The organism is Shewanella cyperi (assembly GCF_017354985.1).
Classification (GTDB): domain Bacteria; phylum Pseudomonadota; class Gammaproteobacteria; order Enterobacterales; family Shewanellaceae; genus Shewanella; species Shewanella cyperi.
Genome location: NZ_CP071501.1, coordinates 1079819 through 1093298, shown reverse-complemented (window position 1 = coordinate 1093298; position 13480 = coordinate 1079819). Strand labels below are relative to the sequence as shown.

General features: G+C 56.2%; 10 protein-coding genes. 7 read left to right on the top strand and 3 right to left on the bottom strand.

Going from position 1 to position 13480, the window contains the following annotated elements; genetic code table 11:
• Positions 1-43 precede the first annotated feature (43 nt).
• Positions 44-481, top strand: a complete 438-nt coding sequence (locus JYB84_RS04620; RefSeq protein WP_207322267.1) for a thioesterase family protein — start codon at positions 44-46, stop codon at positions 479-481.
• A gap of 9 nt (positions 482-490) precedes the next feature.
• On the opposite strand, the gene JYB84_RS04615 is transcribed toward JYB84_RS04620, so the two are convergent.
• Together JYB84_RS04615 and JYB84_RS04610 are read right to left on the bottom strand one after the other, a co-directional pair.
• Complete coding sequence (locus JYB84_RS04615) at positions 491-1975, bottom strand: putative bifunctional diguanylate cyclase/phosphodiesterase (protein ID WP_207322266.1); 1485 nt, start codon at positions 1973-1975, stop codon at positions 491-493.
• Between the two features lie 53 nt (positions 1976-2028).
• Positions 2029-2871 carry an HDOD domain-containing protein gene (locus JYB84_RS04610; protein WP_207322265.1) on the bottom strand — a complete coding sequence of 281 codons (843 nt, stop codon included), beginning with the start codon at positions 2869-2871 and terminating at the stop codon, positions 2029-2031.
• A gap of 277 nt (positions 2872-3148) precedes the next feature.
• Here JYB84_RS04610 and trhP point away from each other — a divergent pair, with 277 nt between their 5' ends.
• Positions 3149-4540, top strand: coding sequence for a prephenate-dependent tRNA uridine(34) hydroxylase TrhP (trhP, locus tag JYB84_RS04605; protein WP_207322264.1), 1392 nt, complete (start codon positions 3149-3151; stop codon positions 4538-4540).
• Between the two features lie 408 nt (positions 4541-4948).
• The gene (locus JYB84_RS04600; RefSeq protein WP_207322263.1) at positions 4949-5200 is read left to right on the top strand and encodes a YfhL family 4Fe-4S dicluster ferredoxin; all 252 of its coding nucleotides are present in this window, start codon (positions 4949-4951) and stop codon (positions 5198-5200) included.
• A gap of 58 nt (positions 5201-5258) precedes the next feature.
• Here JYB84_RS04600 and ubiT read toward each other — a convergent pair whose 3' ends face one another.
• Positions 5259-5771 carry a ubiquinone anaerobic biosynthesis accessory factor UbiT gene (gene ubiT, locus JYB84_RS04595; protein ID WP_207322262.1) on the bottom strand — a complete coding sequence of 171 codons (513 nt, stop codon included), beginning with the start codon at positions 5769-5771 and terminating at the stop codon, positions 5259-5261.
• A gap of 158 nt (positions 5772-5929) precedes the next feature.
• On the opposite strand from ubiT, the gene ubiU reads away from it, so the two are divergent.
• The 4 genes from ubiU (at position 5930) to JYB84_RS04575 (ending at position 13473) form a co-directional block, all read left to right on the top strand.
• Complete coding sequence (ubiU, locus tag JYB84_RS04590) at positions 5930-6931, top strand: ubiquinone anaerobic biosynthesis protein UbiU (protein ID WP_207322261.1); 1002 nt, start codon at positions 5930-5932, stop codon at positions 6929-6931.
• Between the two features lie 13 nt (positions 6932-6944).
• Positions 6945-7778: a U32 family peptidase gene (locus tag JYB84_RS04585; RefSeq protein ID WP_207322260.1), complete on the top strand. Its 834-nt coding sequence runs from the start codon at positions 6945-6947 to the stop codon at positions 7776-7778.
• A gap of 432 nt (positions 7779-8210) precedes the next feature.
• On the top strand, positions 8211-9569 hold the full coding sequence (locus tag JYB84_RS04580; RefSeq protein WP_207322259.1) for a YjiH family protein: 1359 nt from the start codon (positions 8211-8213) through the stop codon (positions 9567-9569).
• A 169-nt stretch (positions 9570-9738) separates the two neighbouring features.
• Positions 9739-13473 (top strand): two-component regulator propeller domain-containing protein, encoded by a 3735-nt coding sequence (locus JYB84_RS04575; protein WP_207322258.1) that lies wholly within the window; start codon positions 9739-9741, stop codon positions 13471-13473.
• Positions 13474-13480: the final 7 nt, after the last annotated feature.

Below are 13480 nucleotides of genomic sequence, written 5' to 3'. Positions count from 1 at the left end.
TACACTGGACGCCGATTTTATCTCCCAGCCTAGAAGCCAAGCCTTGAGTCAGAAAGCCGATTTCAGTCAGTGCCGCAGTTTCAGTTTCCCGGTACAAATCTACTATGAAGACACGGATTTTTCCGGAGTCGTCTACCATGCCAATTTTATCAAATACTTCGAACGCGCCCGCGAACAGGTGATTGGTGCAGATACCTTAAAGCAGTTATGGCACCAACAGGGGCTGGGGTTTGCGGTATACCGCTGTGACATGCTGTGCCATGATGGGGTCGAGTTTGCCGAGGTTGTCGAGGTCCGTACCCGCTTTATTATCGAGAGCAAGTACCGCACCCTGTGGCAGCAGGAAATTTGGCGCCCGGGAGGCCAGAAAGCGGCCGTCAGCGCCTATATAGAAATGGTATGCATGAATCAGAACCGGCAGCTGTCCCCCATGACACCCCGGATGCTGGCAAGCCTGGAGGCACTGCAGCTGTCTGTATGAGTTGAGCCTTCAGGCCTCAGCTTGCCTTGGTAACTGCAGCCGCTCGCGGGCACTTTCCAACTCCGGCGCCTGCATGGGTGAGGCAATAAGCAGGCCCTGAATTCTGTCGGCGCCCATGGCCTTGAGGGTGCGCAGCTGGTTTTGGGTCTCCACCCCTTCCACTGTTACCTCAAACCCCAGTTGTCTCGCCAACTTGATGCTGGTGTGCAGGATCTGCCTGGCGCTTTCATCATTTTCCATGCCCAGCAAAAAGGAGCGGTCTATTTTGACCTCATCCACCGGCAAGTGCTTGAGGTAGGCCAGTGACGAGTGGCCGGTACCAAAATCATCTATGGCCACCTTGATCCCCAAGGCGCGCAGCCGAATGAGCATGGCACCGGCCTGGTGCAGATTGTTCATCAGGCTGCCCTCGGTAATTTCCAGTGCCAGCGCCTCCCCCGGCAAATCATAGTGCGCCAGACGGTCCTGTACTTCTTCCACCAGGGCAAGGTTCTCCAAATCACCGGCGGACAGATTCACTGCCACCCGAACCCTTAAGCCTTCGGCATACCAACGCTGTTGCTGTGCCAAAGCCTGCTCCAAGGCCCAATGACTGACCAGGCCTATGGCACCGGCATATTCGGCCAGCGGAATAAACTCCGCCGGTGACAGCCGCCCCAACTCGGGATGATCCCAACGAATAAGCGCCTCCAACTGATCGCACCCCTGGGCCTTGATCGAAAACTTGGGCTGATACACCAGATACAATTGGCCACTTTTGAGCGCCTTGGGCAGGCTGTTGATTATCTTGAGTTCCCTGAGCTGGGCCACATCATCGCCTTCGGCGTAGCAAGCCAGGCCATCCTGTGCCCGTCTGGCCTTCTTCAGCGCCAAATCCAGGCGTCTGAGCATCTGGCTGATGTCGGTGTGGAAGCGCTCGAGATCCAATGCCCCCAAATGCAGCTTTAGGCTGACCAGGGTGTCCTGGATTTTAAAAGGCACCTGTAGTCGCCCTTTGAGCCCATTGAGAGCGGACTCATCCATGGGCTCATCAAACAGCAGCAAAAACTCGTCGCCATCGAGACGGGCGATAAACCTGGGGCTGTGATGCAACTGTTTCAAGCGTTCGGCAAAGGCCACCAACAACTGATCGCCAAAGGCGAAACCAAACAAGTCGTTGATAAAGCGGAATCTGTGCACATCCAGCAGCACAAATGCCCCGGCAGTCAGTGGCATCAGGGGCACCATGGCCCGCTTGAACCCCACCCGATTGGGCAGTCCGGTCAAGCGGTCACGGCCATTGTTGGCCGGCAACTGCTCCAACAATTCCTGCAGGGCACGACTCAAAGGTTCAAACACGGGGGGAATGTTTTTTAAGATCAGCGGTGTGCGCTGTTGGCTCTGTTGCAAAAGGGCCTGGGTAAGCTGCTGTAAAAATTGCGTTTGGTTACGGGCGCTGCGCCACCAAAGACCACAGAGTATGACCAGAGCCAACAGGAGCAACAGGTACAACATAGGCCCCTCCGGGAACGCAACCCCGGTGCACTGCACCGGGTAGTCAGTGTGTCTTACTCGTAACTGGCCTTGATGGAGTGGAAACTGTCGAGGAAGGCTTCACCGGCGAGATCGTCCGGCGTCACCGGCAGGCCCCGCTGGGCAAACACATCCAGGCGCTCCTCCAGCTCATGGCCGGCCCTGAGCTCGCCCACATAGAAGGCCGCAGCACGAATAAAGTCGAGATAGGTGACGTGCTCGGGCAGATAGTGCAGATCGGCCCAGCGCTCCACCACTTCCGTCACTTCCGGGGCAAAGTCCCAGCTCTTGAGCACGGCCCGGCCCAGCGGCCCCTGCATCTTGCGCACCAGCGCCCGCAGTTGCTCTATGCTGTTGAACAGGTGTGGATGGGCCTCGGCCTCGGTCAGCACCGGCAAGGCACCGATATTGTGCACCAGACCCGCCAGGGTCAGGGTGTCGTAGTTCAAACCACTGCCCGGATGCTTTTTATTGTAAATCAGCAGCATGGCACAAGCCGCAGCGGTCACGTCAATGGAGGTGCGCCACACTTCGTCCATCACTTCCCACACCATTTCGTTGGTGGAAATAAACAGCTGCTCCATGGCCACTGAGGTGGCGATGGACTTAATCTGGGTCAAACCGATACGGGTCACGGCGTTGTTGATGTTTTCCGCCTTGACGCCACGACTGTAGAGGGCGCTGTTGGCCACCTTGATGATACGGGCCGACATGGCCGCATCCTGACCTATGATTTCGGCCACCTGTTTCAGGCTGGAATCGGCTCTGCCGACCACCTCTTGCACCCGCATGGCGACCTCGGGCAAGGTGGGCAGTACCAGGGCGTCGTCCTTGAGCTTTTTCAAAAGACTGACCAAAAGCAGATGTTCGCTTGACATCTTTACTCCCAAATCTGTTCCGTGAATATTGTTATATAGCGATGAGTATATCAGCCCCCACTGACAGAGACGGTTTAAAAATCCACCGACCGGGGGTGTTGCTCAAGATATCCGACCATCATAGAGCAAAGACCATGAGTTCACAGAGATTTTAATCAAATCGACCGATATTCTCCAGCCCGGCCGGCGCCGGCTTATTTGCATAACCCCAGTTTCCTTGGGTAAAATACCGCCCCCGCGCACCGCGTCCACCCTTAAAGCCTTATCGGGAATCTTTATGTTTAAACCTGAGCTCTTGTCCCCCGCCGGAACCCTGAAGAACATGCGTTACGCCTTTGCCTATGGCGCCGATGCCGTGTATGCGGGTCAGCCCAGATACAGCCTGAGGGTGCGCAATAACGATTTCAAACTGGAAAACCTCAAAACCGGTATCGAAGAGGCCCATGCACTTGGCAAGAAACTCTATGTGGTCAGCAACATAGCACCGCACAACGCCAAGCTGAAGACCTATATCGACGACATGGCGCCCGTGGTGGCCATGCAGCCTGACGCCCTTATCATGTCCGATCCCGGCCTTATCATGATGGTGCGCGAAGCCTTCCCCGAGCAGGTGGTGCACCTGTCGGTGCAGGCCAACGCCATCAACTGGGCCTCGGTCAAGTTCTGGCAGACCCAGGGGATCAAGCGGGTGATCCTGTCCCGGGAACTGTCGCTGGATGAAATCGAAGAGATCCGTCAGCGCTGTCCCGACATAGAGCTGGAAGTGTTTGTCCATGGTGCCCTGTGCATGGCCTACTCAGGCCGCTGCCTGCTGTCCGGTTACATCAACAAGCGCGATCCCAACCAAGGCACCTGTACCAACGCCTGTCGCTGGAAATACGATGCCCACGAGGCCACGGAAAACGAGACCGGTGACGTGGTCGCCATTCACACCCCAGACAGCGCGGTGCAGCTTGAGACCCCAACCCTGGGTCAGGGCCCGGCCACAGACAAGATTTTCCTGCTGCAGGAAGGTAACCGCCCGGGCGAATATATGCCTGCCTTCGAGGACGAGCACGGCACCTACATAATGAATTCCAAGGATCTGCGTGCCATCCAGCACGTGGAACGCCTGGCACGCATCGGGGTGGACTCGCTCAAGATTGAAGGTCGCACCAAGTCCTTCTACTACGTGGCCCGCACCGCTCAGTTGTATCGTCAGGCCATAGACGATGCCGCCTCAGGTCGCGGCTTCGATCGCAGCCTGATGACCCGCCTAGAAGGCCTGGCACACCGCGGCTATACCGAAGGCTTCCTGCGTCGCCACGTACACGATGAATACCAGAACTACGACTATGGCTACTCGGTCAGCGACAGCCAGCAGTTTGTGGGCGAATTCACCGGCAAGCGCAATGGCGAAGGCATGGCGGAAATCGAGGTGAAGAACAAGTTCAGCGTCGGTGACAGCGTCGAGCTGATGACCCCCCAGGGCAACATCAGCCTCACCATAGACACACTGCAAAACCGCAAGGGTGAAGCCGTCGAAGCCGGTCTGGGCTCGGGTCATACAGTGTATCTGCCGGTACCCGCCGAAGTGGAAATTGAAAAAGCAATACTGCTGCGCAACCTGGAGCTGGGCCAGGATACCCGCAATCCACACGACGCCCAGACCGTATCCCAAGCCGATTAAGGCTTTACGCACTGAATAACATAAGCCCTGAATAACATAGGCCCTGCAATGCAGGGCCTATGTATTTGGACTGAGTAACAGATTCTGGCGTTTTGAATGTTCACCGTTTCTTCACTGGCCTGTGCACCTGGTCAGAGAAGCTGCAACGCACTGTCGAAGACTACTTTTTAAGAGGGCCACAAAGAGCTTTTTCGAAAAGAGCCCTATTGAGCCGCGCCAGCAAAAGCAAGGGAACTCAAAAACGTTCCAGGCTCTCAGTGCCGGGTTTCAACGGCCCGAAACTGGCCATAGCGTCAGCACCGATACAGACTAGGGATTGGCGCCTTGCCCATGGTACAATCAGCGGGTTTTAGTGACGCCCGAGCCTAAACTACCAAAGGCGGGGAAAAGTAGTATCCGAGGAAGTGAATGGCCCTGATTATCGACGACAGCTGTATCAACTGCGATATGTGCGAACCCGAGTGTCCCAACCAGGCCATCAGCATGGGGAGCGAAATCTATGAAATCGATCCCGAGCGCTGCACCGAATGCGTCGGCCATTATGACAAACCCACCTGCGTGTCGGTCTGCCCCATCAACTGTATAGACCCGGATCCGGCCCATCCCGAGAGTCAGGATGAGCTGCTGGTCAAATATGCCCGCCTGACGGGCAAGCTGTAAGGCTCAAGCCAGACAGCTCAGTCTATGGCCCCAGGGGGCCAATCCAATAGTGTTAGCCTTAATGCTGGCCGGCCAGCTCGGGCTCACGGCTGTGCATGACCAGGGTCGCCAACTTATCCAGCGCCAGACGTACCGGTCCGGGTAAGGAATCAAACTCGACGCCGAGCAACAGGTTTTTCACTTCCAGTCCCAGCTCGGTATCCCCTTCAATGGCCAATTTACGCTGGAAAAACAGGGTGTCGGGATCTTCCTTGGCGGCAGCAATCAGCAGCAGCTCGGGGGAGGCGGCGCTGAAGCGTACCGAGGTTTCGCCGCGGGGACGCACCCGCCACTGGCCTTGGAAGCTGACATCAAATTCCAGTCCCAGGTCCAGGACGCTGATCCCAACCCAATGATCCTGCAAAAAATCCAGCTCGCCGCCGCGGGCATGGTCGCGGAACAGGTATTCCAGCACCGGCCGGATCAGGTTGGCCTTGAGCACAAAGGGCACATGGCCCAGGGGACGCTTGAGGATACCCGGCGCCCGGTTAACCAGGGTAGCAGGTAACTGGCTGGTCCATTTCAACGACATAAACTCCTCACTCGCAACAGGGGTAATGAAATGGCTCACAGTGTAGCGGCATTTTTTGATCCCAAACCTGTTTTATATCAATTCCGGCGCATTCAATTCCCGCTACACTCGCCGCAGTTTTTCGCCACAGTCTTTTCCTACAACAAGAGAATCACGCCATGGAATTGTTATGTCCGGCAGGGAATCTGGCAGCCCTGAAGACCGCCATCAAGGCCGGTGCCGACGCTATCTACCTGGGCCTGAAGGACGACACCAATGCCCGTTCCTTTGCCGGCCTCAACTTCACCCCGGAAAAGCTTGAGGAAGCGGCGCGCTTTACCCACGGAGCCGGCAAGAAGCTGTATATGACGCTCAACACCTTCCCCAAGCCCGGAGAGGAACAGCGCTGGTACCATGCGGTGGACCTGGCCGCCAAGGTCAATGCCGATGCGCTGATCGTCGCCGACTTATCGTTGCTGGATTACGCCTCCAGCCGCTATCCCCATATTCCGCTGCATTTGAGTGTCCAGGCCAGCGCCACCAACCATGGCGCCCTGTCGCTGTACAAACAGGCCTTCAATATCGAGCGCGCCGTGCTGCCCCGGGTACTGTCGATGAAGCAGGTGCGGGATCTGGCCAAGGACAGTCCAGTGGACCTGGAAGTTTTTGCCTTCGGCAGCCTGTGCATCATGGCCGAAGGCCGCTGCCACCTGTCATCCTATGTGACCGGCCAGTCTCCCAACACCGGCGGCTCCTGTTCACCGGCCAACGCGGTGCGCTGGCAGGAAGAAGACGGCAATCGCATGACGCGTCTTAACGATGTGTTGATAGACAAGGCCAAGGTCAATGAGCAGATAGGCTATCCCGTGGTGTGCAAGGGCCGCTTTACCGCCGAGGACAGCGATTCTCCCAGCTACCTGCTGGAATCCCCCACCAGCCTCAATACCCTGAGCCTGCTGCCCGAACTGGCCCGCGCCGGCGTGGTATCCCTCAAGATTGAAGGCCGCCAACGCAGCCCGGCCTACGTGGAACAGGTCACCCGGGTGTGGCGTGCCGCCATTGATACCTTTATGGCCGCCCCCGAGCGCTATCAGGTCCAGACCCAGTGGGATCAAGCCCTGGCCAAGGTGTCAGAAGGTCAGGTAACAACCCTGGGTGCCTACGAGCGCCAATGGCAATAGCAGGAGAAAACACATGAAACTGAGTTTGGGCCCCCTGCTCTATTGCTGGGAAAAAAGTCGGGTAGAAGATTTCTACACCCAGGTGGCGGTCACGGATATTCCGCTGGTGTATCTGGGGGAGGCGGTGTGCAGTCGCCGCCGTGAACTGACCACGGGTGACTACCTGCAGTTGGCACGCATGCTGCGCGATGCCGGCAAAAACGTGGTGCTGTCGACCCTGGCGCTGATCGAGGCCGGCGGCGAGCTGACCGAGCTGAAGCGCCAGGTGGACAATGGCGAATTTATCATTGAAGCCAACGACATGGCCGGCGTGTTCCACGCCCGCGATGCCGGATTGCCCTTCGTCTGTGGCCCCCACATCAATTTGTATAACGCCGCGGCCGTCCGCCGTTTGCACGACTGGGGGATGCAGCGCTTTGTGATGCCGGTGGAACTGTCACGGAACTGGCTGGCCAAGGTACTGGACGATTTGGGCGATATTCGCCCGGAGGTGGAGGTGCTGGGTCACGGCCATATTCCGCTGGCGCACTCGGCCCGCTGTTTTACCGCCCGCCATCGCAAGCTGGCCAAAGACGGCTGCAAGACCATCTGCCGCGAGTACAGCAGCGGCTTGTTGGTGCAGACCCAGGAAAACCAGCCATTGCTGCGCCTTAATGGCATCCAGACCCAATCGGCGGCCTGTGTCGATCTGCGCGGTGAATGGGATGCCATGGCAGCCATGGGGGTGGATTACTTCCGCATTTCGCCCACCGATGAGAAACTGCCGCACATGCAGCAAAAGCCCATATTGAATCCCATGAGCTGTAACGGCTATTGGTTTGGTGAGGCCGGCATCCGGCAATTGTGACAATCCGGTGTAATCACACAAAAAGGGGCCAATGGCCCCTTTTTGCTGAGCGTCACAGCTAAAAGCCTTCATCATCAATGCCATCGGCAAAACCACAACTCTTACGGTATGGAAATTGAGACCAGAACAAAGCCGACACAAATCAACAACACTTTCTTAATCAAACAATTAGGTCGTGAGTTTCGCTTCATCCACAGGTAGAATATTTCCAGTCGTTGCGACTCAATAATTATGCTGTTTGCCTGGCGCTGTTTGCATGACCTCCATGCAGGCAGGCTTATGTTTTACAGCGGGACGCAAAAGAGAGTACTCTTTGCCGGCGCCTGGCCCACAGCATGACGATAGTGCATCTTCATGCGCTGCCTTGACCGCGCAGTTGAACCGGGAAGCAAGAACCGGTGCTCAATGAATAATTTATAGGTAACCCCTCAAGTGGCAAGCGAAAAACAAAACCATAACATCAGGACCATACTCACCTTTTTGGTGCCGTCCCTGATCGGCCTGTTCCTGTTCATGACTCCCATCAGCTATCAGGACGCCATTACCATTCCCATCGCCATCATTTCCAAGGCGCTGCAGGCGGCGCTGGGTGACACTGCCACCTCTGTGGTCACCGGCATAGTGGTATTCAGCACCCTGGTGTCGATTCTGGCGTCGACGCTCAAGCCTAAGTGGTTACTCAGACACAAGTTTTTGGATGGCCTGTTTGATGTCAGCCCTATGTGGCTGGCAATCCGCATTCTGGGCGCCATCTTTACCGTCATGACCTTCAGCGGCATGGGCCCCGAAGCCATCACCTCGGCCAACACAGGTGGCCTGGTGCTGAACGATCTGCTGCCCGTGCTCCTGTCTGTGTTCATCTTTGCCGGCCTGTTGCTGCCGCTGCTGCTGAACTTTGGCCTATTGGAGCTGTTCGGCACCCTGCTGACCAAGATAATGCGCCCGGTATTCAATCTGCCAGGTCGCAGCGCCATCGACTGTATGGCCTCCTGGCTCGGTGACGGCAGCGTCGGCATATTGCTGACCAGCAAGCAGTATGAAGCCCGCTTTTACACCCAGAGGGAAGCCGCCATCATAGGTACCACCTTCTCGGCTGTGTCCATTACCTTCAGCTTGGTGGTGATCTCCCAGGTGAAACTGGAAGCCCTGTTTGTGCCCTTCTACCTGACCGTCTGTCTGGCGGGCCTGGCAGCGGCCATCATAGTGCCCAAACTGCCACCGCTGAGCTGGAAAAAAGATGACTATATAGACGGCACCCCACGTCATCCGGACGATGAAGCCGTGCCAAAGGGGCACCACGTGCTGTCCTGGGGCTTTGATCGGGCGCTGAACAAGGCTGCCAATACTGGGGGCCTGAAAGAGCTGGTCGATGAAGGCATAACCAACGTGGTCGATATGGTGTTCGGTGTCATCCCCGTGGTCATGGCCATAGGCACAGTAGCGCTGATGATTGCCGAATACACTCCGGTGTTCAATTATCTGGGTCTGCCCTTTATTCCAATGCTGGAACTGCTGGGCATTCCCGAAGCCACCGAGGCCTCCAAAACCATAGTGGTGGGCTTTGCTGATATGTTTATCCCTTCCATCCTCGCCAGCGGCATAGCGTCGGACATGACCCGTTTTGTGATTGCGGCACTGTCGGTCACCCAGCTCATCTATATGAGTGAAGTGGGCGCCCTGCTGATAGGTTCCAAGATCCCGGTTAACGCCTGGGAGCTGTTTGTGATCTTCATTCTGCGGACCCTCGTGACCCTGCCCGTGATTGCCGGCATGGCACACCTGATTTTCTAACGGCTAACAGCCTGACGGGGCCGTCTTTGACGGCCCTTTTTTATAGCGCCACAATTATTCCGCATACCGTTCCAACGCTTGAAAATTCTCGCTTTTTGCCCAGCACAGCTCTGGCACAATCACAATTTGCTTCTACACTTTAAACTACTCGCATCAAGGATTTCTGTCCGTGATTCAACGCTTGGGTTCTGTCTTCTTGGGTCTCTTGTTAATCTGTTGCAGCCTGCTGTGTCAGGCGGCATCGATACGCTTTGAGACCCTGGAAGCCGAACACGGCTTATCGATGAACACTGTCAATGATCTGCTGACCGATGAACAGGGTTATCTTTGGGTCGCCACCCAGGCGGGCCTTAACCGCTTCGACGGCAATCATTTCCGGGTTTACAGCCAGAGCGACGCCCCCTATGGCCCCTCGGCCAACAACATCAGCCAGCTCTACCTCAGTCACAGGGGCCAGCTGTGGCTGGTGACAGAAAACAATGACATCAACCTGTACCATCCACAAACCGACACCTTCGAGGTGTTTGGCAAGGCACAGGGACTGTCGGGCATACGCATCACGGCCATCAATGAAGATGCCGCGGGCATGTTATGGCTTGCCACCGCAGGTGACGGTATCTATGTGTTCTCCCCTGAAAGTGGCAAGGTGGTGCGGCACGTGCGTCAGGAGGATGGCAGCGGTCTGGCAAGCAATCACATACACCTGTTGTTCAGCGACAAATACCAGAGACTATGGCTGGTGGCAGAAAGCGGTCTGCAGCTATACCAGAGTGAGCAGCAAAAATTTCTCAGCTTTGACGAACTCAAATACCACAAGATCAGTGCTATCGAAGATGGAGACAATAATGACCTTTGGCTCGGTACTCAGGACATGGGGTTGTGGCATTTCGATATAGATACCCATGTGCTGACCTCCTTCCACCAGCATTTCCCCAAACAGAATGAAACCGTGCCCATCAGCAGCATCAAACGTGACCGCCAGGACAACCTCTGGGTCGCCCTGCAGGGCAGTGGTTTGTTGCAGCTCGATGCCAAGCGCCAACTGACCGGCTGGTACAGGCACTCCCCCAGCCAGTACCAAAGTTTGGTGAGCCAGAACCTCACCAAACTGTGGCTGGATGATGAAAACCAGCTGTGGATAGGCACCCGCAATTCGGGCCTGAGCAAAACCTATCTTGGAGCCGCAGCCCTTAACCGGGTCGATCCCCAGAGTTTCACCGACAACAATCTACCCAACGCCGATGTGCGCAGCATCTACAGAGATAGGTTAGGCCAACTGTGGATTGGCACCACGGCCGGGCTGTATCGGGCCTTGGAGTCCAGACCCGGCGTCATTACCGGCTTCAGGGAGCACGGTCTGGCGGACAGCACGCTTAACCAGGCCTTTATCGGCTTTTTGCGTGAGGACTCAGAGGGTCGATTGTGGATAGGCACCCGGGGGCAAGGCTTGTTTATCCTCAATACCGATCGCGGCCAGCTAAAGCATTACCTGCACAACAGTGAAGATCCCGGGAGTTTGCCCAGTGACAGCCTATATAGCTGCTTTGTTGACCGCCAGGGGCAATTCTGGCTCACCACCCTCGATGGTGGCATTGGTCGCTACCTGCCTGAGTCGGACAGTTTTGACAGCATAAGCGGCGCCCAGCTACCGGATGATCAGGTTTTGGGTATGGTTCAGGACGGACAGGGCCGCTACTGGCTCACGACCTACGGTGGAGGCTTGGCCATGTTGGCGGCAGACGGGACCATAGCCCATTACAACACAACCAGCGTCCCGGCATTGCCTTCCAACTATCTGTTTTCCATTTTTATCACTGCTGATGATTTGCTGTGGATCGCGTCCGACAGCGGCGTTTTTTCCCTCGACAGCCGCACCCTGTATTTACAGCATTACAACCAGACCTCGGGCCTTGCCGGCGATATCGCCTATTTGTTACAGCTGGATCCGCAGCAAAAGTTGTGGATAGGCACGGGTACCGGCCTGAGTGTCATGGATCTCAACGATGGCAGTATCCATAGCTTTGGCGAAGAAGATGGCTTGCAGGACAATGAATTTAATTTCGGCGCCAGCTATATCGATAGCGACGGCAGCATTTATTTGGGGGGGATCAATGGCTTTAACCGGATGAACTTCTCCAGCCTGCCGAAACTGGGCTCCCCCAGAGCCCCCATCATTGACCAACTGGAGTTGATGAATCGGCCATTGCGTCTCAGCCAGCACCCCAAATACCCTCAGGATACGGACATCAGCGCAGCCAAAAGCATCAGCCTGGGCTACGAAGACACCCAGTTTGCGCTGCATTTCCACACTCCTTCGCTGCACAGGGCAAAACAACTGAAATACGAGTACCGCATGCTGGGCCTCAACGACACCTGGATTGTCGACAGCAGCGATCAAAAAGCGGTGTTTACCGGCCTCGCTCCGGGGAAATATCGCTTTGAAGTCAGGGCCAGGGATCTCAATGGCCATCTGAGTCCCACCACTCCCCTGGACCTGGCCGTAATCCCCCCTCCCTGGCAAACTTGGTGGGCCTACAGCTTCTACCTGCTGGCATTCCTGAGTTTGCTGGCTCTGGTAAGCCTTATCCGTATCCGCAAGTACCAGCAAAAGATGCAGATGCTGGAACAGATAGCCACCAGCGAACAGAGGCTCAAGCAGGCCCTGTGGAGCAGCGGCGATGAATTCTGGGACTGGGAAATTGCCCAAAAACGCCTGACCCGGTCCAATACCTTCCTCGGATACCCGGAAAAAGAGATTAACCTGCAACAAACCATAGAAGCCGTGATCCACCCCGACAACATTGAGGCCGCCAAGGAAGCCATGTCTGCCTGCCTGTACCAGGGCAAGGATGAATTTGAGGTCAGTTACCAGGGAAAGACCCCTGACGGCGGCTGGCAGTGGGTAATGAACCATGGCAAGGTCATTTCCCGCGATGAGCAGGGCCGTCCCAACCGCATTATGGGCACCATAAAGAACATCCAGCCCCTGAAAGAAACCGAGGCCGCCCTGCGACAACTGAATCTGGAACTGGAAGACAGGGTGCGGCAGCGTACCCGGGCGCTGCAACAGAGCAATGACGAGCTGAATGCCACACTGGAAGAGCTGCGCCTGACCCGGGACGAACTATTGGACAAGGAAAAGATGGCCACCCTTGGCGGCCTGGTCGCCAGTATTACCCATGAGGTCAACACCCCCATAGGTATCAGTGTGACCGCCGCTTCCCACCTGCAGGACAGGGTGAGGGAATTCAACCGTGCCTATGAAGAAGGCGAGGTGGCACACGAGGACTTCCAGCAATACCAGGGAGAGGTCGCCGAATGCTGCCGGCTGATGCTGACCAACCTGGAGCGGGCCGCCAAGCTGATCCACAGCTTTAAACAAGTATCTGTGGATCAGTCCCATGAGGAACTGCGGGACTTTGACTTGGCCCTGTACCTGGATGAAATCTTCCTGTCACTCAATCCCATGCTGTCACGCACGCCCCACGAGTACACATATTCTTGCCCGCAAAAGCTGATTATCAACAGCAATCCGGGCATTTTTTACCAGATCATTTCCAATCTGTTCAATAACTCGATTATTCATGCCTACCCGGATAAACGTCACGGCAAATTGGCACTCAGGATCAGTGTCGACGAACAGGGACTGCACCTGAATTACTGCGACGATGGCTGTGGCATGGAGCCCGAGATTGCCGAGCAAATATTCAACCCCTTCTTCACCACCAAACGTGGCCGCGGCGGCAGTGGCCTGGGGATGAATATCGTCTATAACCTGGTCAACCAGGTGTTGGGAGGCTCCATTCGTATTGAGACGGCCCCCGGCAAAGGTGCCTGTTTCACCATAGATCTCCCCGCCAGCATCATCAAATCAGCAACTGCCCAGCCAACTCCAGCCAGCTGAGACACAA

Bases quoted from the DNA above. Each gene is read 5' to 3' on its own strand.
- JYB84_RS04615 (WP_207322266.1), bottom strand. From the start codon at position 1,975: ATGTTGTACCTGTTGCTCCTGTTGGCTCTGGTCATACTCTGTGGTCTT.
- JYB84_RS04610 (WP_207322265.1), bottom strand. From the start codon at position 2,871: ATGTCAAGCGAACATCTGCTTTTGGTCAGTCTTTTGAAAAAGCTCAAG.
- trhP (WP_207322264.1), top strand. From the start codon at position 3,149: ATGTTTAAACCTGAGCTCTTGTCCCCCGCCGGAACCCTGAAGAACATG.
- JYB84_RS04600 (WP_207322263.1), top strand. From the start codon at position 4,949: ATGGCCCTGATTATCGACGACAGCTGTATCAACTGCGATATGTGCGAA.
- ubiT (WP_207322262.1), bottom strand. From the start codon at position 5,771: ATGTCGTTGAAATGGACCAGCCAGTTACCTGCTACCCTGGTTAACCGG.
- ubiU (WP_207322261.1), top strand. From the start codon at position 5,930: ATGGAATTGTTATGTCCGGCAGGGAATCTGGCAGCCCTGAAGACCGCC.
- JYB84_RS04585 (WP_207322260.1), top strand. From the start codon at position 6,945: ATGAAACTGAGTTTGGGCCCCCTGCTCTATTGCTGGGAAAAAAGTCGG.